Here is a 22,369-nt window from a genome sequence, read left to right on the forward strand (position 1 = left end):
AGGAACAGGGACATGGATCCGCGGTCGCCGCGGAAGGCGGCTTCGGTGCGGCAGCGGGCCAGCAGGTTCCGCACGGCATGGATCATTGCCGCCCCGAGACGCCCAGACCGGCGATGCCGTGGTCACCGGCGAAGAGGATCACCCGCGGCCGTTCGACGGGCCGTACCGGCACCGCACCCTGCGCGGCGGCCAGCCACTCGCCCAGCTCGTCCAGGCGCCCCAGCGCCCCGGGCGGCACGATCTGGCGTTCCCGACGGGCCTCGGCGTCACGGCGCACGCCCCCGTCCGGGCGCTCGATCAGATCGGTGAAGTCGTCCAGATTAAGCCTGCTCATTCGCCGAACAGTACCGCCAGAGAGCGAAGGCTCACGCGCCACATGGCCACCACACCCCGGCGACGTCGTTGCACCCAAGATCGGGATCCCATACGTTCCGGTTTGCAGTGGAATGTCGCACAGGGAGCCGCCCATGCCGACCTCGCCCCTCACGCCGGAGACCCTCCCGCGGTCCGCCGACCCGTTCCTCGAGCCGCGCCGCGGGGACTGCCCCTGGTGCGGCTCCGAGCGGCTGCGGACCCGGGTGCGCGCGGGCGACCCCCTGCGGCACCGGGCGGGCACCTTCGTTCTCGACGAGTGCGGCGACTGCCGCCACACCTTCCAGAACCCCCGGCTCACGGCGGAGGGACTCGCCTTCTTCCACCGGGACTTCTACGAACGGCAGCTGGAGGAGTTCGCCGTGCGCGTCCTCTCCCCCCGCGCGGTCCGCCGCCGGCACCGGGCCGCCGCCCGGCGGCTGTCGGCGCTGCCCGAGCCGGAGAGCTGGCTGGACGTGGGCACGGGCCGCGCCCGCTTCCCCGAGGCGGCCAAGGAGTTCTTCCCGTACACCAGCTTCGACGGCCTGGACCCGACCGCCCGGGTGGAGCAGGCCCTCCTGGAGGACCGCATCGAGGAGGCCCACCGCGGCTACCTCACGACCCCCGGCACCACCGCCCGGCTGCGCGCCCGCTACGACGTGGTCAGCATGTTCCACCACCTGGAGCACACCCCCGACCCGCGCGCCGAACTCCGCGCGGCCCTGGCGGTGCTGCGCCCCGGCGGTCACCTCGTCGTCGAGGTCCCCGACCCGCGCTGCGTGTTCGCCGCCCTGCTCGGCAGATGGTGGCTCCCGTACGGCCAGCCGCGCCATCTGCACCTGCCGCCGCTCGCCAACCTCCGCGCGGAACTGGAGGACCAGGGCTGCGCCGTCCTCGTCACGGACCGCGGCGCCGCCCACATCCCCTACGACCTCTCGGCGGCCCTCGCCCTGGCCCTGGCCGGCGCGCACCCCCTGTCGAAGACCCTCGCGGTCCCGCTGCTCGACATCGCCTGGGCCCTGGACCAGACCCTGGCGCCGCTGCTCCGCCACACCCCGTTCGCCAACGGGTACCGCCTCGTCGCCCGCAAGAGCCCGGCACAGCGGTCAGCCCCGTAGCACCAGCGCCTGCCCCGCGACCACCAGCAGCACCTGCTCGCACTCCGCCCCGAACGCCGCGTTCAGGCGCCCGAGTTCGTCCCGGTACCGGCGGCCCGAGGCGGTGGCGGGGACGATTCCCGAGCCCACCTCGTTCGACACGGCCACCACCGTGCGCCGGGTGCACCGCACCGCGTCGGCCAGCTCCCGCACCCGCTCCCGCAGCGCCTTCTCGCCGCCCCCCGCCCACTCCGCGTCGTCCCACGCCCCCACGGAGTCCATGACGTCCGTCAGCCACAGCGACAGACAGTCGATCAGCACCGGCGGCCCGTCCTCGGCGAGCAGCGGCACCAGGTCCGTCGTCTCCGTCGTACGCCACGACCCCGGCCGCCGGTCCCGGTGCGCGGCGACCCGCGCCGCCCACTCGGTGTCGCCGCCCCGCGTCCCGCCGGTCGCCACGTACAGCACGTCCGGGAAGGACTCCAGGCGCCGCTCGGCCTCCACGGACTTGCCCGAGCGGGCCCCGCCCAGGACCAGCGTGCGGCGCGGCACGTCCGGCACGTCCTCGTACGCCCCGACCACCAGCGTCGTACCGTCCGGCACCGCGCGCGCCCCCGCCGCGGCGAGCCGCCGCCGCAGCTCCGCGCCGGGCGGCACGTCATGGTCGAGGTGGACGGCGAGCACGTCCGTCGTCGGGCCGGCGGAGCCGACCGCCCGCAGCCGGGCCAGCGCGTCCGGGCGGCCCACGACGTCCGCGAGGACCATGTGGTACGCCTCCGCCGTCGACTCCTCCAGACCGGCCGGCGCCCCGCCCGGCGGCAGGTACAGCAGCCGCTGCCCGTCCGGCCCGGTCACCGCGTACCCGGTGCCGCCCGCGTCCATCGCCACGGCCCGCACCCGATGCCCCGTCAGCAGCGCCAACTCCCGCCCGTCCGGCACCCGGCCGGGCTGCGGCAGCCCGGCCGGCACCTCCACCGGGGGCCCGTCGTGCGGGTGCGACAGCAGCACCTGCCGCACCCCGACCAGCGAATGCCCGGACCGCGCGGCCGCGAACGCCGCCCCCGGCGTCAGATCGAGCAGCAGCGCCCCGTCCACGAGCAGCGCGGTCGCCGCCCGCGTGTCCGGCCCCAGCGCGGCCGCGCAGGCGGCGCAGGGGCAGTCGGGCCGGGGCAGCCCCGCCGGGGCGCCAGTACCGAGCAGAGTGATTTCCACGGATCGATTTTCGCCTGTCTGATCAGGTCTTGCGCTTCCGGCTAGTCTTCCAGCAGGTGTTGGATCACAAGGAGGCCCACATGACGGCATGGACGTGGCGGTTCGAGAAGGCCGACGGGACGGAGGTCCAGCCCGCGGTGCAGCCCGAGGAGTTCACCACGCAGGGGGATGCCGAGTCCTGGATCGGGGAGCACTGGAAGGCGCTCCAGGAGGGCGGCGCGGACCAGGTGCGGCTGTTCGAGGAGACCGCCGAGATCTACGGGCCGATGAGCCTGCACGCCGACGCGTCCTAGCCCGCCCCGCCCCCGGTGAGGAGGGGCCGTACGCCGAAGGCGACACATCGGGGCCGTGCCCCGCGGGCCGTACCCCTCCTCACTGTGCGCCCAGCGTCACCTCCGCCGTCCTGTCGGCGCCGCCGCGCTGGTACGTCACCGAGGCGCGCTGCCCGGGATCGACCGCCGCCAGCGCCTCCGACAGCGAGGTGACGGTGGTGACGGGCCGGTCGCCGAGCCTGGTGACGATGTCGCCGGGGCGCAGACCCGCCGCCGCGGCCGCGCCCCCGCTCCTGACGGTGACCACGGCGGCCCCGGCGGGCCGGTAGCCCTCGTCCACGACGGTCCGCGCGGTGATGCCGAGCGCGGCCCGCCCCGAGTCGATGACCTTGCCCGCCCTGACGATCTGCCCGGCGACCGTCCGCACCATCGACGCCGGGATGGCGAAGCCGATGCCGGCCGCCGCGCCGCCGGCGAGGTTCGGGTCGCCCGCGGCGAGCGTCGGGATGCCGATGACCCGCCCGTCCAGGTCGACCAGGGCGCCGCCGCTGTTGCCGGGGTTGATGGCGGCCGACGTCTGCACCATGTTGGCGATGGTGGCGCCCGTGCCGCCGTCGCTCTGTCCCTCGGTGACGGTCCGTCCGGTCGCCGAGACGATCCCCTGGGTCACGCTGGACGACAGCCCGAGCGGCGAGCCCATGGCGAGCACGAGCTGGCCGACCTCCACCTTCCCGGAGTCGGCGAGCACCGCCGGCCGCAGCCCGGCCGGCACCTTGTCCAGCCTGATCACGGCGAGGTCCTGCTCGGGGTAGGAGAAGACCAGGCTCGCGCTGAGCGGCTCCTCGCTGTTCGCCGTGGTCACCTTGAACGTCCGCTCGGAACCGACCACGTGCGCGTTGGTGACGATGTGCCCCTTGTCGTCGTACACCACCCCGGAGCCCAGGTCACGGCCCGCGTCGATCTGCACGACCGACGGCAGGACCGCCTTGATGACCTTCTGGTACTCGCTCTGCAGGCCGCCCGCGGTCAGCGGCGCGGCCGTCCGGGCGGTCACCGCGGTGTCGTCGCCGGCCGGGACGGAGGGGACGGAGCAGCCGGCGGCGAGCGCCGCACAGCACAGCAGGGCGGGGACACGGGCGCTCCTCCGCGAGGCACGGGCGCCGGATCTGCGAGGGGCACGGGTACGGAATGCGGCCATGCCCCGAGTCTCACCTCGGGATGATCAACAGGCCCGCCGTGTTCCTCTGAACGGGCTCAGCCGCGTACTCCGCACAGGTGCAGCAGCGCCGCCGCCCCGCGGTAGGGGTCGGTGCGGCCAGCCCGCTCCTCGACCGCGAGCAGGGTGTCGAGGTCGTCGGGGACCGGGGCGCCGTCCGCCGCCGTGTCCGTGAAGACCCGGACCCCGTACCAGGCGTGCAACGGGGCGGCGATGCCGGCGAGGGTGGCGGTGAGCGCCGACAGCCGGTCGGCCCGCACGTCCAGGCCCAGGCGGTTGTGGTACGAGGCGGTGTCGAAGGCGGCCAGCGCGCCCGCCCAGTCCCCGGCGAGGCCCGGCCGCATGGCGAGCGCGTCGCCGTTGCGCACGAGGAGCGACAGCAGTCCGCCCGGGGCCAGCATCCTGGCCAGGCCCGCCACCAGCGGGTCGGGCTCCGCCACGTACATCAGGACGCCGTGGCACAGCACCACGTCGAAGCCGCCCGGCAGGAAGTGCACACCGGTGTCCCGCCCGTCGCTCTGCACCAGCCGGACCCGCTCCCGGATGCCCTCCGGCTGCCCGGCCAGGGCCGCGCGGGCGGCGGCGATCATCGTCGCGTCCTGCTCGACCCCGGTCACCTGGTGGCCGAGCCGGGCCAGCCGCAGTGCCTGCGTGCCCTGGCCCATCCCCACGTCGAGCACGCGCAGCCGCTGCCCGACCGGGAACCGCCCGGCTATCTGCTCATCGAGCTGCCGGGCCACCAGCTCCTGCCGTACGACGTCACGCAGACCGCCGAGACGGCTCAGCCACGCGTCCGCCGCACCCCCGGTGAAGGCGTCAGCGCTCAGGGCCGCTCTCCGCGCTTGACCTGCGGCTTCGGCAGCCGGAGCCGGCGCATCTGCAGGGACCGCATCAGGGCGTAGGCGACCGCGCCCCGCGTGTTCTGGCCGGGGAAGCGCTCCTTGAGCCGCTTCTTCAGCCTGAGCCCGCTGAACGCCCCGTCGGCCACGATCAGCACGATCACGATCAGCCACAGCAGCAGGGCGATGGTCTGGATGGAGGGCACCCGCACCACGCTCAGCACGAGGATCACCACGGCGAGCGGCAGGAAGAACTCGGCCACGTTGAACCGCGAGTCCACCCAGTCCCGGGCGAACTTGCGGACCGGGCCCTTGTCACGGGCCGGCAGATAGCGCTCGTCGCCGCCGGCCAGCGCCTGGCGCTGCCGCGCCAGCGCCTGACGGCGGTCCTCGCGCTGACGCTTCGCGGCGTCCTTGCGGTTCGTGGGCGTGTTGGCCACGCTGCGGCGCTGGGACTGGGCCTCACTGCGCTTGGGCGTGGGCCTGCCCTTGGGGGCCTGCGGGTCACGGGTCTGCTTGGAGAAGTTCACCGGCGTCTTGTCGGCGGGCGTCTTCTCTTCCTTGGCACGGCTACGGAACACAAAACCCAAGGGTAAGGGCATCCCCGGCATGGACCCCAGCCCGGTGGGGAACGATCCGGCAACACCGGACGTCTGTAGGGGGACGGAGGGGGCGCTCCGGAGGGGTTCCGGTGGGGGATCACCTACTCCTCACGCCGGAGCGATACCGTCCGCAGTCGTCCTTGGGGATGAGCGCATCAGCCCCCGGACGGTGCGGTAATGGAGGCAGGGCCCGTACTGTGGGTTCTGTCGCAGGATCTGTGAGCTGGAGTCCGTCAGAAGGGGGCGCGCGAAGCCCATGAGCGGTGTCATGAAGCGTATGGGGATGATCTTCCGCGCGAAGGCGAACAAGGCCCTTGACCGGGCCGAGGACCCGCGCGAGACCCTCGATTACTCGTACCAGAAGCAGCTGGAGCTGCTGCAGAAGGTGCGCCGCGGAGTCGCCGACGTGGCGACCAGCCGCAAGCGCCTGGAACTCCAGCTCAACCAGTTGCAGCAGCAGTCGTCCAAGCTGGAGGACCAGGGCCGCAAGGCGCTCGCGCTCGGCCGTGAGGACCTGGCCCGCGAGGCGCTGTCCCGGCGTGCCGCCCTCCAGCAGCAGGTGACGGACCTCGAGACGCAGCACGCGACCCTCCAGGGCGAGGAGGAGAAGCTCACCCTGGCGGCCCAGCGCCTGCAGGCCAAGGTGGACGCCTTCCGCACCAAGAAGGAGACCATCAAGGCCACCTACACGGCCGCGCAGGCCCAGACCCGGATCGGGGAGGCCTTCACCGGCATCTCCGAGGAGATGGGCGACGTCGGCCTGGCCATCCAGCGCGCCGAGGACAAGACGCAGCAGCTCCAGGCCCGCGCCGGAGCCATCGACGAGCTGCTCGCCTCCGGTGCCCTGGACGACCCGACGGGTACGGCGAAGGACGACATCGCGGCCGAGCTGGACCGGCTCTCCGGTGGTACGGATGTGGAGCTGGAACTGCAGCGCATGAAGGCCGAGCTCGCGGGTGGCACCCCGCAGCAGGCGATCGAGGGCGGCACCGGGCAGGGGCAGTCCCAGCAGCAGCCGCAGGACACCCCGCGCTTCGACAAGCAGTAGTCCGGCGCCGGTACCCGAGCCGAGGAGGCCGACGTGATCGTACGGATCATGGGCGAGGGCCAGGTGAGGCTGGACGACGCCCACTTCACCGAGCTGAACAAGCTGGACGACGAGCTGCTGGAGCAGGTGCGGCGCGGGGACGAGGTGGGCTTCCGCCGCACGCTCGGCACCCTCCTCGACTCCGTCCGCCGGCTCGGCGCTCCGCTGCCGGACGACGCCCTGGAACCCTCGGAGCTGATCCTTCCGTCCCCGGACGCCTCGCTGGAGGAGGTCCGGGAGATGCTAGGCGACGAGGGGCTGATCCCGGGCTGAGGCCCGCTCCGGGACCAGCCCGGGGAGACGCTCCGGGTCAGTTCGGGTGAACCAGGTGGTGCGGGACTTCTGCCACTCCGGGTGGCTGAGGCCCTTCGCCTCGGTGCCGTCGCCGTAGAGGTCGGCGGAGCCGTCGTCGGCGATCAGCCGCACCCGGGCGCCGGAGGCGGTCAGGTCGGGCACGGAGACGACCGACTCCCAGGCGCCCGCGTCCGACATCGGCAGGTCCGTCACCTTGGACGCCGGCGCCCGGCGACGCCGTCCCAGGAGTACAGGGCCTGCGGGTCGCACAGGTCCGGCCAACAGTGATTGACCGTGGACGGTCAATCGGCTGGCCGGCTGCCCAACAGTCCCGCGAGCGCCGGGAGACCGGGCGTCTTGCCGCCGCCCCGGACCGGAACCGTACTGTTCGACATGTGAGCACTCTCGACCGCGCCCGCTGCCGCCTCAGGGCACACCCCCTGGCCCTGGACGCGGCCCTCGCGGCCGGCGTACTCGTGTGCATGGTCGCCGGCTCCTTCGTGGTGCCCCGCGGACCGAACGGCGTCACCTGGGGCGTCCGCACCCCCGACCCGCTCGGCCTGCTGCTGATGGTCCTCGGCGCCGCGGCCCTGGTCTTCCGGCGCCGCGCCGCCATGACGGTCCTCGCCGTCACCGGCACCGTCTCCCTCGTCGAGTGCGTCACCGGCGACCCGCGCGCCCCGGTCGCGATGTCCGCCGTGGTCGCCCTCTACACCGTGGCCTCGACCACCGACCGCACCACCACCCTGCGGGTCGGCCTGCTCACCATGACCGTGCTGACCGCCGCCGCCATGCTCGGCAGCCCCCTGCCCTGGTACGCGCAGGAGAACCTGGGCGTGCTCGCCTGGACCGGCATCGGCGCCACCGCAGGCGACGCCGTGCGCAGCCGCCGCGCGGTCGTGCAGGCCATCCGGGAACGCGCCGAGCGCGCCGAGCGCACCCGCGAGGAGGAGGCCCGCCGCCGGGTCGCCGAGGAGCGGCTGCGCATCGCCCGCGATCTGCACGACGTCGTCGCCCACCACATCGCCCTGGTCAACGTGCAGGCCGGGGTCGCCGCCCATGTCATGGACAAGCGGCCCGACCAGGCCAAGGAGGCCCTCGCGCACGTCCGTGAGGCCAGCCGCAGCGCGCTCAACGAACTCCGGGCGACCGTCGGCCTGCTGCGCCAGTCCGGTGACCCGGAGGCCCCCACCGAGCCCGCCCCCGGTCTGAACCTCCTGGACGAGCTCGCCACCACCTTCCGCAGCGCCGGGCTCCCGGTGGACGTGGCCCGCGCCGATCAGGGCACCGAGCTCCCGGCCGCCGTGGACCTCGCCGCCTACCGGATCGTCCAGGAGGCCCTGACCAACGTCCAGAAGCACGCGGGCGCCGATGCCAGGGCCGAGGTCAGCGTCGTACGCGTCGGACCGAACATCGAGGTCACCGTCCTCGACGACGGCTCCGGCGAGGCCGCCGCCCCGGAGGCCGGCGGCGGCCACGGGCTGCTCGGCATGCGGGAGCGGGTCACCGCCCTGCGCGGCACCCTCACCACCGGACCCCGCTACGGCGGCGGTTTCCGCGTCCATGCGATCCTGCCCGTCAAGACCCGCACCGAGAGCCGCACGACGGCACCGGGAGAGCCCGTATGACGATCCGTGTCCTGCTCGCCGACGACCAGGCACTGCTGCGCAGCGCGTTCCGGGTGCTGGTCGACTCCGAGCCGGACATGGAGGTCGTGGGGGAGGCCTCCGACGGCGCGGAAGCGGTCCGGCTCGCGGGTGAGCGGGCCGCCGACGTCGTCCTCATGGACATCCGGATGCCCGGCACCGACGGCCTCGCCGCCACCCGCCTGATCAGCGCCGACCCGTTGCTCGCACACGTCCGGGTGGTCATCCTGACCACCTTCGAGGTGGACGACTACGTCGTCCAGTCGCTGCGCGCCGGCGCCTCCGGCTTCCTCGGCAAGGGCAGCGAGCCGGAGGAGCTGCTGAACGCCATCCGGGTCGCCGCCGGCGGTGAGGCCCTGCTGTCCCCGGCCGCCACCAAGGGCCTGATCGCCCGCTTCCTGGCCCAGGGCGACGACGGCCGCGACCCGGCCCGCTCCGAACGCCTCGACGCGCTCACCGGCCGGGAGCGGGAGGTGCTCGTCCAGGTCGCGGGCGGCCACTCCAACGACGAGATCGCCGAGCGCCTGGAGGTCAGCCCGCTGACCGTGAAGACCCACGTCAACCGGGCCATGGCCAAGCTCGGCGCCCGGGACCGTGCGCAGCTCGTCGTGATCGCGTACGAGTCCGGGCTGGTCCGCCCCCGGATGGACTGATCTCCACCCGCGTGTACTGCGCGCGGAGTAGTGCCCGGACGAGGAAATGGACCTGGGGGCTACGGATCGGCCCTCCGCGATGGACCAGGGTGGCGGGGTGGGCGCTCACCCCCACATCCCGCCGCCGCTTCCTCCGCGCCCGGACCTCCTCCGGCGCGGAGGTGCTTCTGCCGCTCACTGAAGAGAGACCCTGACCCATGTCCTGGCTGTCCAGATTCAGCCTCGCGCAACGAGCCCTCATCGGGCTCATGTCGATCGTCGCGCTGGTCTTCGGGCTGATCGCGATACCCCAGATCAAGCAGCAGCTGCTGCCCACCATCGACCTGCCCATGGTGTCGGTCCTCGCGCCGTACCAGGGCGCCTCGCCCGACGTGGTCGAGAAGCAGGTCGTCGAGCCGATCGAGAACAACCTCCAGGCCGTCGACGGTGTCACCTCGGTCACCTCGACCGCCAGCGAGGGCAACGCCGTGATCATGGCGTCCTTCGACTACGGCAACAACACCAAGCAGCTCGTCTCCGACGTCCAGCAGGCCGTCAACCGGGCCCGCAACCAGCTCCCGGACACCGTCGACCCGCAGGTCATCTCCGGCTCCACGGACGACATGCCGACCGTGGTCCTCGCGGCCACCTCGAACAAGGACCAGCAGGCCCTCGCCGACCAGCTCGACAAGACGGTCGTCCCGGCCCTGAAGGACGTCGCCGGCGTCGGCCGCGTCCAGGTCATGGGCGTCCGCAACCTGCAGGTCACCGTCACCCCGGACGACGCCGGGCTCGCACGGGCCGGACTCACCCCCGCGGCCCTCGCCCAGGCCCTGCAGGCGGGCGGCGCGACCGTCCCGGCCGGCTCCTTCGACGAGAACGGCGCCAACCGCACCGTGCAGGTCGGCGGCGGCTTCACCTCCCTGAAGCAGATCCAGGACCTGACGGTCACCGGCGAGGGCGCCGGGAAGCCCGTACGCCTCGGTGACGTGGCCACCGTCAAGGAGCAGCCGGCCCCGGCCGACTCCATCACGCGCACCGACGGCCGCCCCAGCCTCGCCGTCAACGTGACGATGGACCACGACGGCAGCGCGGTCTCCATCTCCGACGCGGTCAAGGGCAAGCTGCCGGGCCTGCGCAAGGACCTCGGCTCCGGCGCGAGGCTCACGGTCGTCAGCGACCAGGGCCCGGCCGTCTCCAAGTCCATCAAGGGCCTGACCACCGAGGGCGCGCTCGGCCTGCTCTTCGCGGTCCTGGTCATCCTGGTCTTCCTCGCGTCGATCCGCTCGACGCTGGTCACGGCGGTGTCCATCCCGCTGTCCGTCGTCCTCGCCCTGATCGTGCTGTGGACGCGCGGGCTGTCCCTGAACATGCTCACGCTCGGCGCGCTGACCATCGCCATCGGCCGGGTCGTCGACGACTCGATCGTGGTCCTGGAGAACATCAAGCGGCACCTCGGCTACGGCGAGGAGCGCCGGGAGGCCATCCTCGGCGCGGTGCGCGAGGTGGCCGGCGCGGTCACCTCCTCCACCCTCACCACGGTCGCCGTGTTCCTGCCGATCGGCCTGGTCGGCGGCATGGTGGGCGCCCTGTTCGGCTCGTTCAGCATCACCGTGACGGCGGCCCTGCTGGCCTCCCTGCTCGTCTCGCTGACGGTCGTGCCGGTGCTGTCGTACTGGTTCCTGCGCGCCCCGAAGGGCACCCCCGAGGACGCCGCCGAGGCCCGCCGCCGGGCCGAGGCGAAGGAGGCGGACAGCCGCCTCCAGCGCGCCTACGTCCCCGTCCTGCGCTTCGCCACCCGCCGGAGGCTGACCAGCGTCCTGATCGCGATCGTGGTCCTGGTCGTCACCTTCGGCATGTCCGGCCTGCTGAAGACCAACTTCTTCGACCAGGGCCAGCAGGAGGTCCTCACCGTCAAGCAGGAGCTGAGGCCCGGCACCAGCCTGGCGGCCACCGACGCGCAGGCGCGCAAGGTGGAGCAGTTCCTCGCCGGCACCAAGGGCGTGAAGGACTACCAGGTCACCGTCGGCTCCTCCGGCTTCATGGCGGCCTTCGGCGGCGGCACGGGCACCAACCAGGCCTCCTACCAGGTCATGCTGAAGGACTCGAAGTCGTACGCCGACGTGCAGAAGCACCTCGAGGACGGCCTGAAGAACCTCAAGGGCATCGGCACGACCACGGTGACGGCCGGCGGCGGCTTCGGCAACCAGAACCTGAGCGTCGTGGTGAAGGCGTCCGACCCGCAGGTGCTGCGCACGGCCGCGGAGCAGGTCCGCTCCGCCGTGGCCGGCCTCGACGGCGTCACCGACGTCACCAGCGACCTCGCCACCAGCGTGCCGCGGATCTCGGTGACCGCCAACGCCAAGGCGGCCGCGGCCGGGTTCGACGACCAGAAGCTGGGCCTCGCGGTCGCCCAGGCCGTGCGCGGCACGACGGCGGCGAAGGCGATCCTGGACGACACCGAGCGCGATGTCGTCGTGAAGTCGGCGAAGCCCGCCACCACCCTGGCCCAGCTGAAGAACCTGCGCCTCGGCCCGGTGAAGCTCGGCGACATCGCCACGGTGAAGCTGGTGGACGGCCCGGTGTCCCTGACCCGGATCGACGGCCGGCGCGCCGCGACCATCACGGCCAAGCCGACCGGTGACAACACGGGCGCGGTCAGCACCCAGCTCCAGTCGAAGATCAAGGCGCTGAAGCTCCCGGCGGGCGCCGAGGCCCAGATCGGCGGTGTCACCTCCGACCAGAGCGACGCGTTCAAGAACCTCGGCCTGGCCATGCTGGCGGCGATCGCCATCGTGTTCATGCTGCTGGTCGCGACGTTCCGCTCGCTGGTCCAGCCGCTGATCCTGCTTGTCTCCATCCCGTTCGCGGCGACGGGCGCGCTCGGTCTGCTGGTCGCCACCGGCACCCCGATGGGCGTCCCGGCCATGATCGGCATGCTGATGCTGATCGGCATCGTGGTGACCAACGCGATCGTGCTGATCGACCTGATCAACCAGTACCGCGGGCAGGGCCACGGCGTCGTCGAGGCCGTGATCGAGGGCGGCCGGCACCGGCTGCGCCCGATCCTCATGACGGCCCTGGCGACCATCTTCGCCCTGCTGCCCATGGCCCTGGGCGTCACCGGCGAGGGCGGCTTCATCGCCCAGCCGCTCGCGGTGGTCGTCATCGGCGGTCTGATCTCGTCGACCCTGCTGACCCTGCTGCTGGTCCCGACGCTGTACGCGACGGTCGAGCTCCGCAAGGAGCGGCGCGCGCGGAAGCGGGCCGCGAAGAAGGAGACGAAGGCGGAGCAGGCGCTGGAGCCGGCCGGAGTCTGACGGCACGACGAAGGGGCCGGTTCTCGCGGGAGAACCGGCCCCTTCCGTGTGCGCTACGGCAGCGCCAGCATCCGCTCCAGCGCCAGCCTGGCGAACGCCTCGGTCTCCTTGTCGACCTCGATCCGGTTGACCAGGTTGCCCTCGGCGAGGGACTCCAGGGCCCAGACCAGGTGGGGCAGGTCGATGCGGTTCATGGTCGAGCAGAAGCAGACCGTGCGGTCGAGGAACACGATCTCCTTGCCCTCGGGAGCGAAACGGTTCGCCAGCCGGCGGACCAGGTTCAGCTCGGTGCCGATGGCCCACTTGGAACCGGCCGGGGCGGCTTCGAGGGCCTTGATGATGTACTCGGTCGAGCCGACGTGGTCTGCGGCGGCCACGACCTCGTGCCGGCACTCGGGGTGGACCAGGACGTTCACGCCCGGGATGCGCTCGCGCACGTCGTTGACCGAGTCCAGGCTGAAGCGGCCGTGGACCGAGCAGTGCCCCCGCCACAGGATCATCCTGGCGTTCCGCAGCTGCTCCGCCGTCAGCCCGCCGTTCGGCTTGTGCGGGTTGTAGACCACGCAGTCGTCCAGGGACATCCCCATGTCACGGACGGCGGTGTTGCGGCCGAGGTGCTGGTCGGGCAGGAAGAGGACCTTCTCGCCCTGCTCGAAGGCCCAGTCGAGGGCGCGCTTGGCGTTGGACGAGGTGCAGATCGTGCCGCCGTGCCTGCCGGTGAACGCCTTGATGTCGGCCGAGGAGTTCATGTACGAGACGGGGACCACCTGCTCGGCGACCCCGGCCTCCGTCAGCACGTCCCAGCACTCCGCCACCTGCTCGGCCGTCGCCATGTCGGCCATGGAGCAGCCGGCCGCGAGGTCGGGCAGGACGACCTTCTGGGCGTCGGAGGTGAGGATGTCCGCCGACTCGGCCATGAAGTGCACGCCGCAGAAGACGATGTACTCGGCCTCCGGGCGCGCGGCCGCGTCCCGGGCCAGCTTGAAGGAGTCGCCCGTGACGTCGGCAAACTGGATCACCTCGTCACGCTGGTAGTGGTGACCGAGTACGAAGACCTTGTCGCCGAGCTTCTCCTTGGCGGCGCGGGCGCGCTCGACCAGGTCGGGGTCGGACGGCGAGGGCAGGTCACCGGGGCACTCGACGCCCCGCTCGCTCTTCGGGTCGGCCTCACGGCCGAGCAGCAGCAGGGCGAGCGGAGTCGGCTGCACGTCGAGCTCCGGGGTCTGGGCGGTGGTCACGACACGCACCCTTTCTACTTTTCGTCTAACTGACGCTATCTATCATAACTGGTTCACGTCAGTTTGACGACGGCCATAGCGTCCATGTGACGTGAATCCCGCCCGGGTTGCTCCGCGGGCCGCTGTCCGCGTCCTCGGGCATGTGCGAGCATGAAGAGAGAAGCAAAACCGCGACAACGCGACTGCCCGGCCCGGAATGAATCCGCGGAAGAGCCGGTTGCACTCGTCGGCAAGCAGTCTCCGTACAACCCGGGAGAGATGTAGATGTCCGTATCGGACGAGACCAGCACCGCCACCGACGGCATCATCCTGAGCGACGCCGCCGCGGCCAAGGTCAAGGCCCTGCTCGACCAGGAAGGGCGCGACGACCTCGCGCTGCGCGTCGCCGTCCAGCCCGGCGGCTGCTCCGGCCTGCGTTACCAGCTCTTCTTCGACGAGCGTTCCCTCGACGGCGACGTGGTCAAGGACTTCGGCGGCGTCAAGGTCGTCACCGACCGCATGAGCGCTCCGTACCTGGGTGGCGCGTCGATCGACTTCGTCGACACCATCGAGAAGCAGGGCTTCACGATCGACAACCCGAACGCGACCGGCTCCTGCGCCTGCGGCGACTCCTTCAGCTGAGCCGCACACGCTCCGACGCGAGAGGCGGCGGCCCCTTCCGGGGGACCGCCGCCTCTCGCGTTTCCCGTGCCCGGCCCAGCGCACCCGCGCCCGGCTAGCGCGCCCGCGCCGACGCGTCCGGACGCAGCGCCCCCGGCTTCGTCCGCGGGATCCGCCGCCCGTCGGCGCCGAGCACCGTCCGCCCGTCCAGCGGCGCGTCCAGCCGTACGGTCTTCGCGTACTCCTTGGCGATCAGCACGCACACCTTGTCCGGCCAGGGCTTCTCGGTGACCGTGACGGTCACCTTGTCACCGCTCTCCTTCGCCGCCGCGCGGTAGTCGGCGCACACCCCGCCGTAGAAGCTCACGGTCAGGTCCCGGCCGTCAGCCGTGTAGCCGGTCACCTTCACGTTCCGGGTCGCGGGCGTCCCGGACGCGGCCGGCGCCGAGGGGGCCGGGGGCGTGGACGCCGACGCCAGATAGCGGGGATCGACCGCCGGATACGACACCGTGGACGCGCCCTGGTCCGCCGGGCCCCGCACCTCGAACAGCCAGGACGGCACCAGAGTCTGCCGTCCGCCGACGGAGTGCGAGGACAGCCCGAACACCGCCTTCTCCACGGTGACCGTGTCCGCCGCCTGCTTCGGCGCCCCCGTGGCGGGGCGGCACGGCTGCTCCAGCCGCTTCTCCAGCGGCACCGGATCGGCGCAGCCGCCGATGCCCATCCGGTGGTCGCCCTTCGGCGCCGCGTTCATCAGCCCCAGCGTCTTCTGCGCGCCCAGGACGGGGTACGTGTCGCCCTTCACGGGCGCCGACAGCAGCCCGTGGCCGCCGACCACCTCGCCCCGCTCGTCGACGGTCAGACCGGTCGTCCAGCCGTACGTGGGCAGACCGCCGACGACGGGGTCGGCGTTCACCACCCGCCGGGCGCCCATGATCTGGCTCGCATCGGTCCTCGCGCCGTCCAGCCCGGCCGCCCTCAGCACGGGTGCCGCCGCCTTCCCGGCCGCCGCCGCGCTCACCGGGGTCGCGGCGGGGGCCATCGGGTCGTGCGCGCACAGGACGCCCTTCTTGCAGTCGTCGGTGCCGGGCGCGTACCGGCTGAAGGTCCAGCTGCCCGGCGCGTCCCGGTTCACCTGGAGGCTCGGCCCGGAGCCGTCCTTGCCGCCGACCCGCCAGAGCCGCCCCTCGGCCACGGGCGCCCCGGTCACCCCGAGCGCCTTCGCCAGCCGGGCCACCTGCGCCTCGCCGACCCCGGCCCCCGGCCCGTACACCGGAGCCGAGCCGGGACCGGCCGGCAGCTCGCCGTGCGCCACGTACCGGGCGCCGTACGGATCCGGCTCGCCGGGCGCGATGCCGTTCGACCCCGTCCAACCGTCCAGCGCGAGCGGCGGGGGAGTGGCGCTGCCGCCGGCCGCGCCCGGGCTCGTACGACCGCCCGTGTCGCTGCCCGCCGCGAGATACGCGCCACCGCCGCCGACCAGCAGCACGGCGGCCGCGACGGACAGGACGACGGCCCGGGAGCGGCGCCTGCCGGACCGCGCGGCCGGGTCCCCGCCGCCGGCCTCCGGTGCTCCGGCCGCACGCTCGGGTGATACCTCGGGAACCTCCGCATCCCCGGAGTTCTCGGGCCGCTCCGTGTTCACCGCATCGCTCCTCGCTGGGTCGTATCCCGCATCCCCGGTGCGGGGGACGGCGATGGGACGCGGGAGGGGAGCGCGCGGTTCCCGGAAGCGCGCCGGGTGCCTCAGTCGCCGTAGTCGGACATCGCGTCCAGCAGCCGGGCGGACCGGGTCGGCACGGTCACCCCGTGGATGAGGGACGGCGGCACCGGCCGGGAGGCGGCGTGCTTCGGGACCGCCCAGTGCGGGGCCATCCGGGCGCAGTCGCCGCGCAGCGAGGCGAGACCGCCCTCGAGGTCGGCGGGAGCGGAGGAGACCCTGCGGGCGTGGGAGGTGGCCTTGAGGTTCGTCATGACGGCCACCGTAGGCACGCCGGAGGCCGCGAAGAAAGATCTACTATCGGGTAGTTTTGCCAGCTTCAGCGGCGGCTCCGGACCGGGTAGCGTGAACTGTCAACCCAGCCTCCCGCAGGAGAATCCCCGTCGTGCGCATTGCAGTCACCGGCTCCATCGCCACCGACCACCTCATGACCTTCCCCGGTCGCTTCGCCGACCAGCTCGTCGCGGACCAGCTGCACACGGTTTCGCTCTCCTTCCTCGTCGACAACCTCGACGTGCGCCGGGGCGGCGTCGGCGCCAACATCGCCTTCGGCATGGGCCAGCTCGGCACCGGGCCCGTCCTGGTCGGAGCCGCCGGCTTCGACTTCGACGACTACCGGGCCTGGCTCGACCGCCACGGCGTCGACACCGACTCGGTCCGCATCTCCGACACCCTGCACACCGCCCGTTTCGTGTGCACCACCGACGCCGACCACAACCAGATCGGCTCCTTCTACACCGGCGCCATGAGCGAGGCCCGGCTGATCGAGCTGAAGACGGTCGCCGACCGGGTCGGCGGCCTCGACCTGGTGCTGATCGGCGCCGACGACCCGGAGGCCATGCTCCGGCACACCGAGGAGTGCCGCTCCCGCTCGATCCCGTTCGCGGCCGACTTCTCCCAGCAGATCGCCCGGATGGGCGGCGAGGAGATCCGCATCCTGCTGGACGGCGCGACCTACCTCTTCTCCAACGAGTACGAGAAGGGCCTCATCGAGTCCAAGACCGGCTTCAGCGACGCCGAGATCCTGGCCAAGGTCGGCCACCGCGTCACCACGCTCGGCTCCCGGGGCGTGCGCATCGAGCGCGCCGGCGAGGACCCGATCGAGGTCGGCTGCCCGGACGAGGACCGCAAGGCCGACCCCACGGGCGTCGGCGACGCCTTCCGCGCCGGTTTCCTCTCCGGCCTGGTCTGGGGCGTCTCCCTGGAGCGCGCCGCGCAGATCGGCTGCATGCTGGCGACCCTCGTCATCGAGACCGTGGGCACGCAGGAGTACCAGCTGCGCCGGGGCCACTTCATGGAGCGGTTCACCAAGGCGTACGGGGACGAGGCCGCCGAGGAGGTCCGCGCCCACCTGGGCTGACCCGGTCGCGCGCGGGCGGGCGCGTGGGAACTGTTCGAGCAGTTCCCCGCGCCCGTTGCGCGTGCGCTCAGCTCACCCGGCGTACCAGGTACGCCGTCCCGCGCTCCGCGGGCTCCTCCCCGAGGTACTCCTGGCCCCGCATCTCGCACCAGGCGGGGATGTCCAGCCGGGCCGCCTCGTCGTCCGAGAGGACCCGCACCGTGCCGCCCAGCGGCACCTGCCCGAACACCTTGGCCAGTTCGATGACCGGCACCGGGCAGCGCTTGCCGAGGGAGTCGACCAGCAGTTCCCCGGGACCCGCCTGAGTGGCCGGCGCGGGTGCGCCCAGCTTCTCCCGGACGCCCGCCACCGCGCCGGGCAGCACCTCGAGGAACCGTTCCACGTCCTCCTCGGCCGCGCCCGCCGGCAGGGAGACGCGCACGTTCCCCTCGCTCAGCACCCCCATCGCCTTCAGCACATGGCTGGGCGTCAGGGTGCTGCTGGTGCACGAGGAACCGGACGAGACGGAGAAGCCCTCCCGGTCCAGCTCGTGCAGCAGCGCCTCTCCGTCGACATAGAGACAGGAGAAGGTGACGATCCCCGGCAGCCGCCGCTCCGGGTCGCCCACGACCTCGACGTCCGGCACCAGCCGCGGCACCCGGGCCCGGATCCGCTCCGTCAGCTCCCGCAGCCGTACCGACTCCCGGGCCGCCTCCGCCCGTACCGCGCGCAGCGAGGCCACGGCCGCCACGACGGCCGGGATGTCCTCGAACCCGGGCGCGCGCCCCGACTCCCGCTCGTCCAGCGGCCCTTGGGCGGCGAACCGCACCCCCTTGCGCACGACGAGCAGTCCGACCCCCGAGGGGCCGCCCCACTTGTGCGCGCTGGCCGTCAGCAGCGACCAGTCGCCCTCGACCGGCCCCCAGCCCAGCGACTGCGCCGCGTCCACCAGCAGCGGCACCCCGGCCGCCCGGCACGCCTCGGCGACCTCCGCCACCGGCTGCGCGGTTCCCACCTCGTGGTTGGCCGACTGCAGACAGGCCAGCGCGGTGTCCGGCCGCAGCGCGGCGGCGTAACCGGCCGGGTCCACGGACCCGCCCCGGTCCACGGCGACCTGGCTGACCGTTCCCCCCTCCGCCTCGAACACTTCAGCCGAATGGAGGACGGAGGAGTGTTCGACGGCCGACACGATCAGGTGGCGTCCGACCCGGCGCCTCCCGGCCAACGCCCCCGCGACGCCCGTGTGTACGGCCCTGGTGCCGGACGAGGTGAACACCAGCTCGTCGGTCCGGCAGCCCACCGCCTCGGCCGCCGCCTCCCGGGCCGCGTCCAGCAGGATCCGCGCCTTGCGCCCCTCCCGGTAGAGCCGCGCGGGGTCGGCCCACCCGTCGTCGAGCGAGGCCAACAGCGCCTGACGGGCGACGGGGTGCAGGGGAGCGGCGGAGGCAGCGTCGAAGTAGGCCACAGGGCAACGTTAGAACTTCCGGCGACCGGACAGGGGGTCGGGGCGGCGGTCGGCACACGGCTCCGCCGCGGGGGCTCGACCAGCCACAACGTGCCGGCGGCCGCCCATCAAACCGCGACAACCCGAGCTTTTAGGCGCCCAATCCCACCCCAACCGAGTGACAGGCGACGCGTATGCCCCCCTCCCCGCGAACCCCCGGAGGGCGTCGGCTAGGGTTTGGTCCGCATAAACATCCAAACCCCTGCCCGACGCAGGGCGGCGACCGACCAGCGAGAAGGCCGCAGCCGACCGCGCGGGCGAGACTCTCGGGAAGGCGCTACGTGAGTCCCAACGGCTCCGACCGCTCGCCGCGGCGCCCGATGCGGCGGAAGCTGCTGCAGGCACTGACCGCGGGCCTGGTCCTTGCGACCGCAACCGGTTGCACATACAAGGACTTCCCCCGCCTTGGCATGCCCACCCCGACCACGGAAGAGGCTCCGCGGATCCTCTCCCTGTGGCAGGGCTCCTGGGCTGCCGCGCTCGCCGTCGGCGTGCTGGTGTGGGGCCTGATCCTGTGGAGCGCCATGTTCCACCGGCGCAGCCGCACCAAGGTCGAGGTACCTCCGCAGACCCGGTACAACATGCCGATCGAGGCCCTGTACACGGTGGTCCCGATCATCATCATCTCGGTGCTCTTCTACTTCACGGCCCGGGACGAGACGAAGCTCCTCAGTCTCAGCAAGAAGCCCGACGTCACGGTCAACGTGGTCGGCTTCCAGTGGAGCTGGGGCTTCAACTACATCGAGAACGTCCCCGGTGTCTCGGGCAACGCCAAGACGGACGCGAACCTGGCCGCCATTCCGGACCGGTTCAAGGCCGCCTTCCCGGCGAACGCCGGCGGCGTCTACGACGTCGGCACGCCGGGCACGCGCAACCCGCAGACCGGGAACCCCGGTCCGACGCTCTGGCTCCCCGAGGGCAAGACGGTCCGCTTCATCCTGACCTCGCGTGACGTCATCCACTCGTTCTGGGTGGTGCCGTTCCTGATGAAGCAGGACGTCATCCCGGGCCACACCAACGCCTTCCAGGTGACCCCCGACAAGCAGGGCACCTTCCTCGGCAAGTGTGCGGAGCTCTGCGGCGTCGACCACTCCCGGATGCTGTTCAACGTGAAGGTCGTCTCCCCCGATCGTTACGAGCAGCACCTCAAGGACCTCGCCAAGAAGGGGCAGACCGGTTACGTTCCCGCCGGCATCGCGCAGACGCCGCACGAGAAGAACCGGGAGACGAACAACCTGTGAGCATCCTCAACGAACCCCAGGGTGCCGCGGCAGCTGAAGGCTCCTACGCGGACGAGCTGCCGGTCAGGCGCAAGCAGCCCGGCAATGCAGTGGTGAAGTGGCTGACGACCACCGACCACAAGACGATCGGGACGATGTATCTCGCGACGTCGTTCGCGTTCTTCCTGATCGGTGGCGTGATGGCGCTGCTCATGCGCGCCGAGCTGGCCCGGCCGGGCCTGCAGATCATGTCGAACGAGCAGTTCAACCAGGCGTTCACGATGCACGGCACGATCATGCTGCTGATGTTCGCGACGCCCCTGTTCGCCGGCTTCGCGAACTGGATCATGCCGCTGCAGATCGGCGCGCCCGACGTGGCGTTCCCGCGGCTGAACATGTTCGCCTACTGGCTGTACCTGTTCGGCTCGACCATCGCGGTGGGCGGCTTCCTCACCCCTGACGGTGCGGCCGACTTCGGCTGGTTCGCCTACTCCCCGCTGTCGGACGCGGTCCGCAGCCCGGGCATCGGCGCCGACATGTGGATCATGGGTCTGGCCTTCTCCGGCTTCGGCACCATCCTCGGCTCGGTCAACTTCATCACCACGATCATCTGCATGCGCGCCCCGGGCATGACGATGTTCCGCATGCCGATCTTCGTGTGGAACGTGCTGCTGACCGGTGTCCTGGTCCTGCTGGCCTTCCCGGTGCTGGCCGCCGCGCTGTTCGCCCTGGAGGCGGACCGCAAGTTCGGCGCCCACGTCTTCGACGCGGCCAACGGCGGAGCCCTGTTGTGGCAGCACCTCTTCTGGTTCTTCGGCCATCCAGAGGTGTACATCATCGCGCTGCCGTTCTTCGGCATCATCTCCGAAGTGATCCCGGTGTTCTCCCGCAAGCCGATGTTCGGCTACATGGGCCTGATCGCCGCGACCATCTCCATCGCCGGCCTGTCCGTGACCGTGTGGGCCCACCACATGTACGTCACCGGCGGCGTGCTCCTGCCGTTCTTCTCCTTCATGACGTTCCTGATCGCGGTCCCGACCGGCGTGAAGTTCTTCAACTGGATCGGCACGATGTGGAAGGGCAGTCTCTCCTTCGAGACACCCATGCTCTGGGCGACCGGCTTCCTGATCACCTTCACGTTCGGTGGTCTGACCGGTGTCATCCTGGCCTCGCCGCCGATGGACTTCCACGTCTCCGACTCGTACTTCGTGGTGGCCCACTTCCACTACGTGGTGTTCGGCACGGTCGTCTTCGCGATGTTCTCCGGCTTCCACTTCTGGTGGCCGAAGATGACGGGCAAGATGCTGGACGAGCGCCTCGGCAAGATCACCTTCTGGACGCTGTTCATCGGCTTCCACGGCACCTTCCTGGTGCAGCACTGGCTGGGCGCCGAGGGCATGCCGCGTCGTTACGCCGACTACCTGGCGGCCGACGGCTTCACCGCCCTGAACACGGTCTCGACCATCAGCTCCTTCCTGCTCGGCCTGTCGATGCTGCCGTTCCTCTACAACGTGTGGAAGACGGCCAAGTACGGCAAGAAGGTCGATGTCGACGACCCGTGGGGTTACGGCCGCTCGCTGGAGTGGGCGACCTCCTGCCCGCCGCCGCGGCACAACTTCCTCACCCTGCCGCGGATCCGCAGTGAATCCCCGGCGTTCGACCTGCACCACCCGGAGATCGCCGCGCTCGAGCAGCTGGAGTACGCCGGTCACGGCACCGCCATCGCGGGCAGCAAGGAGGCCGGCAAGTGAAGATCCAGGGCCGGATGTTCATCTGGATCAGCTTCTTCATGCTGATCATGGCCATCGTCTACGGCGTGTGGTCGAAGGAGCCGGCCGGTACCACGGCGCTCTTCCTGGCCTTCGGCCTGACCATCATGGTCGGCTTCTACCTGGGCTTCACGGCCCGGCGGGTCGACGCGGGTGCGCAGGACGACAAGGAGGCCGACGTCGCGGACGACGCGGGCGAGCTGGGCTTCTTCAGCCCGCACAGCTGGCAGCCGCTGCTGCTGGGCGTCGGCGGTGCGATCGCCTTCCTCAGCATCGCGGTCGGCTGGTGGCTGATCTACTTCGCCGCCCCGATCATCGTGATCGGCCTGTTCGGCTGGGTGTTCGAGTACTACCACGGTGAGAGCCGCACCCAGTAACACGCGCAACGCGCACCCGGGAGCCCGGACCCTC

General features: G+C 71.9%; 21 protein-coding genes and 1 pseudogene. 12 read left to right on the forward strand and 10 right to left on the reverse strand.

Going from position 1 to position 22,369, the window contains the following annotated elements:
* Nucleotides 1-88: 88 nt before the first annotated feature.
* Nucleotides 89-334, reverse strand: a pseudogene (locus ACWEN3_RS15780) (nicotinate-nucleotide--dimethylbenzimidazole phosphoribosyltransferase); the annotation flags it as partial.
* A gap of 133 nt (nt 335-467) precedes the next feature.
* Between ACWEN3_RS15780 and ACWEN3_RS15785 the strand changes: the two are divergent.
* Complete coding sequence (locus ACWEN3_RS15785) at nt 468-1,469, forward strand: class I SAM-dependent methyltransferase (RefSeq protein WP_452970555.1); 1,002 nt, start codon at nt 468-470, stop codon at nt 1,467-1,469.
* On the opposite strand, the gene ACWEN3_RS15790 is transcribed toward ACWEN3_RS15785, so the two are convergent.
* Nucleotides 1,458-2,660 (reverse strand): bifunctional adenosylcobinamide kinase/adenosylcobinamide-phosphate guanylyltransferase, encoded by a 1,203-nt coding sequence (locus ACWEN3_RS15790; protein ID WP_452970557.1) that lies wholly within the window; start codon nt 2,658-2,660, stop codon nt 1,458-1,460. The two genes, ACWEN3_RS15785 and ACWEN3_RS15790, sit on opposite strands and share 12 nt — an antisense overlap.
* Nucleotides 2,661-2,740: 80 nt before the next feature.
* Between ACWEN3_RS15790 and ACWEN3_RS15795 the strand changes: the two genes are divergently transcribed.
* Complete coding sequence (locus ACWEN3_RS15795; protein ID WP_452970559.1) at nt 2,741-2,953, forward strand: hypothetical protein; 213 nt, start codon at nt 2,741-2,743, stop codon at nt 2,951-2,953.
* A 79-nt stretch (nt 2,954-3,032) separates the two neighbouring features.
* Here the strand turns inward: ACWEN3_RS15795 and ACWEN3_RS15800 are convergent, their stop codons facing one another.
* The 3 genes from ACWEN3_RS15800 to ACWEN3_RS15810 all read right to left on the reverse strand — a co-directional run bounded on the left by ACWEN3_RS15800 (nt 3,033) and on the right by ACWEN3_RS15810 (nt 5,598).
* On the reverse strand, nt 3,033-4,130 hold the full coding sequence (locus ACWEN3_RS15800) for a S1C family serine protease (RefSeq protein ID WP_452970560.1): 1,098 nt from the start codon (nt 4,128-4,130) through the stop codon (nt 3,033-3,035).
* Between the two features lie 56 nt (nt 4,131-4,186).
* Complete coding sequence (locus tag ACWEN3_RS15805; RefSeq protein WP_452970563.1) at nt 4,187-4,888, reverse strand: methyltransferase domain-containing protein; 702 nt, start codon at nt 4,886-4,888, stop codon at nt 4,187-4,189.
* An 83-nt stretch (nt 4,889-4,971) separates the two neighbouring features.
* On the reverse strand, nt 4,972-5,598 hold the full coding sequence (locus tag ACWEN3_RS15810) for a DUF3043 domain-containing protein (protein WP_452970565.1): 627 nt from the start codon (nt 5,596-5,598) through the stop codon (nt 4,972-4,974).
* Between the two features lie 247 nt (nt 5,599-5,845).
* Here ACWEN3_RS15810 and ACWEN3_RS15815 point away from each other — a divergent pair, with 247 nt between their 5' ends.
* Both ACWEN3_RS15815 and pspAA read left to right on the forward strand, forming a co-directional pair.
* Nucleotides 5,846-6,637, forward strand: coding sequence for a PspA/IM30 family protein (locus ACWEN3_RS15815; protein ID WP_452970566.1), 792 nt, complete (start codon nt 5,846-5,848; stop codon nt 6,635-6,637).
* 33 nt (nt 6,638-6,670) lie between these two features.
* Nucleotides 6,671-6,949 carry a PspA-associated protein PspAA gene (gene pspAA / locus ACWEN3_RS15820; protein ID WP_452970569.1) on the forward strand — a complete coding sequence of 93 codons (279 nt, stop codon included), beginning with the start codon at nt 6,671-6,673 and terminating at the stop codon, nt 6,947-6,949.
* Here the strand turns inward: pspAA and ACWEN3_RS15825 are convergent.
* Nucleotides 6,920-7,168, reverse strand: a complete 249-nt coding sequence (locus ACWEN3_RS15825) for a hypothetical protein (RefSeq protein WP_452970571.1) — start codon at nt 7,166-7,168, stop codon at nt 6,920-6,922. The two genes, pspAA and ACWEN3_RS15825, sit on opposite strands and share 30 nt — an antisense overlap.
* 197 nt (nt 7,169-7,365) lie before the next feature.
* On the opposite strand from ACWEN3_RS15825, the gene ACWEN3_RS15830 reads away from it, so the two are divergent.
* From ACWEN3_RS15830 to ACWEN3_RS15840, 3 genes are all read left to right on the forward strand, one after another.
* Nucleotides 7,366-8,598, forward strand: a complete 1,233-nt coding sequence (locus tag ACWEN3_RS15830; protein ID WP_452970573.1) for a sensor histidine kinase — start codon at nt 7,366-7,368, stop codon at nt 8,596-8,598.
* Complete coding sequence (locus ACWEN3_RS15835; protein ID WP_452970576.1) at nt 8,595-9,269, forward strand: response regulator; 675 nt, start codon at nt 8,595-8,597, stop codon at nt 9,267-9,269. The genes ACWEN3_RS15830 and ACWEN3_RS15835 overlap by 4 nt, the downstream gene beginning before the upstream one ends.
* Before the next feature lie 197 nt (nt 9,270-9,466).
* Nucleotides 9,467-12,568: an efflux RND transporter permease subunit gene (locus ACWEN3_RS15840; RefSeq protein ID WP_452970578.1), complete on the forward strand. Its 3,102-nt coding sequence runs from the start codon at nt 9,467-9,469 to the stop codon at nt 12,566-12,568.
* Between the two features lie 53 nt (nt 12,569-12,621).
* Here the strand turns inward: ACWEN3_RS15840 and nadA are convergent, their stop codons facing one another.
* On the reverse strand, nt 12,622-13,806 hold the full coding sequence (gene nadA / locus ACWEN3_RS15845; protein ID WP_452970581.1) for a quinolinate synthase NadA: 1,185 nt from the start codon (nt 13,804-13,806) through the stop codon (nt 12,622-12,624).
* A gap of 264 nt (nt 13,807-14,070) precedes the next feature.
* On the opposite strand from nadA, the gene ACWEN3_RS15850 reads away from it, so the two are divergent.
* A complete protein-coding gene (locus tag ACWEN3_RS15850) occupies nt 14,071-14,427 on the forward strand; it encodes an iron-sulfur cluster assembly accessory protein (protein WP_030951236.1) in 357 nt (118 codons plus the stop codon).
* Nucleotides 14,428-14,521: 94 nt separating this feature from the next.
* Here the strand turns inward: ACWEN3_RS15850 and ACWEN3_RS15855 are convergent, their stop codons facing one another.
* Together ACWEN3_RS15855 and ACWEN3_RS15860 are read right to left on the reverse strand one after the other, a co-directional pair.
* Nucleotides 14,522-16,051, reverse strand: a complete 1,530-nt coding sequence (locus ACWEN3_RS15855) for a hypothetical protein (protein ID WP_452970583.1) — start codon at nt 16,049-16,051, stop codon at nt 14,522-14,524.
* A 101-nt stretch (nt 16,052-16,152) separates the two neighbouring features.
* A complete protein-coding gene (locus ACWEN3_RS15860; RefSeq protein WP_452970585.1) occupies nt 16,153-16,380 on the reverse strand; it encodes a hypothetical protein in 228 nt (75 codons plus the stop codon).
* 131 nt (nt 16,381-16,511) lie between these two features.
* Here ACWEN3_RS15860 and ACWEN3_RS15865 point away from each other — a divergent pair, with 131 nt between their 5' ends.
* Nucleotides 16,512-17,486 carry a carbohydrate kinase family protein gene (locus ACWEN3_RS15865; RefSeq protein WP_452970588.1) on the forward strand — a complete coding sequence of 325 codons (975 nt, stop codon included), beginning with the start codon at nt 16,512-16,514 and terminating at the stop codon, nt 17,484-17,486.
* Nucleotides 17,487-17,553: 67 nt separating this feature from the next.
* On the opposite strand, the gene ACWEN3_RS15870 is transcribed toward ACWEN3_RS15865, so the two are convergent.
* On the reverse strand, nt 17,554-18,930 hold the full coding sequence (locus ACWEN3_RS15870) for an aminotransferase class V-fold PLP-dependent enzyme (protein WP_452970590.1): 1,377 nt from the start codon (nt 18,928-18,930) through the stop codon (nt 17,554-17,556).
* Between the two features lie 320 nt (nt 18,931-19,250).
* Between ACWEN3_RS15870 and ctaC the strand changes: the two genes are divergently transcribed.
* Genes ctaC through ACWEN3_RS15885 form a run of 3 tightly spaced genes read left to right on the forward strand, consistent with a single transcriptional unit; the run spans nt 19,251 to nt 22,335 of the window.
* Nucleotides 19,251-20,210: an aa3-type cytochrome oxidase subunit II gene (gene ctaC / locus ACWEN3_RS15875; protein ID WP_452970592.1), complete on the forward strand. Its 960-nt coding sequence runs from the start codon at nt 19,251-19,253 to the stop codon at nt 20,208-20,210.
* Nucleotides 20,207-21,940: an aa3-type cytochrome oxidase subunit I gene (gene ctaD / locus ACWEN3_RS15880; RefSeq protein WP_452970594.1), complete on the forward strand. Its 1,734-nt coding sequence runs from the start codon at nt 20,207-20,209 to the stop codon at nt 21,938-21,940. Before ctaC ends, ctaD begins: the two co-directional genes overlap by 4 nt.
* Nucleotides 21,937-22,335, forward strand: coding sequence for a cytochrome c oxidase subunit 4 (locus ACWEN3_RS15885; RefSeq protein WP_452970597.1), 399 nt, complete (start codon nt 21,937-21,939; stop codon nt 22,333-22,335). Before ctaD ends, ACWEN3_RS15885 begins: the two co-directional genes overlap by 4 nt.
* Nucleotides 22,336-22,369 lie beyond the last annotated feature (34 nt).

This window comes from Streptomyces sp. NPDC004561, assembly GCF_053602155.1.

Bases quoted from the DNA above. Each gene is read 5' to 3' on its own strand.
- ACWEN3_RS15785 (WP_452970555.1), top strand. From the start codon at position 468: ATGCCGACCTCGCCCCTCACGCCGGAGACCCTCCCGCGGTCCGCCGAC.
- ACWEN3_RS15795 (WP_452970559.1), top strand. From the start codon at position 2,741: ATGACGGCATGGACGTGGCGGTTCGAGAAGGCCGACGGGACGGAGGTC.
- ACWEN3_RS15800 (WP_452970560.1), bottom strand. From the start codon at position 4,130: ATGGCCGCATTCCGTACCCGTGCCCCTCGCAGATCCGGCGCCCGTGCC.
- ACWEN3_RS15810 (WP_452970565.1), bottom strand. From the start codon at position 5,598: ATGCCGGGGATGCCCTTACCCTTGGGTTTTGTGTTCCGTAGCCGTGCC.
- ACWEN3_RS15815 (WP_452970566.1), top strand. From the start codon at position 5,846: ATGAGCGGTGTCATGAAGCGTATGGGGATGATCTTCCGCGCGAAGGCG.
- ACWEN3_RS15825 (WP_452970571.1), bottom strand. From the start codon at position 7,168: ATGTCGGACGCGGGCGCCTGGGAGTCGGTCGTCTCCGTGCCCGACCTG.
- ACWEN3_RS15835 (WP_452970576.1), top strand. From the start codon at position 8,595: ATGACGATCCGTGTCCTGCTCGCCGACGACCAGGCACTGCTGCGCAGC.
- ACWEN3_RS15840 (WP_452970578.1), top strand. From the start codon at position 9,467: ATGTCCTGGCTGTCCAGATTCAGCCTCGCGCAACGAGCCCTCATCGGG.
- ACWEN3_RS15850 (WP_030951236.1), top strand. From the start codon at position 14,071: ATGTCCGTATCGGACGAGACCAGCACCGCCACCGACGGCATCATCCTG.
- ACWEN3_RS15860 (WP_452970585.1), bottom strand. From the start codon at position 16,380: ATGACGAACCTCAAGGCCACCTCCCACGCCCGCAGGGTCTCCTCCGCT.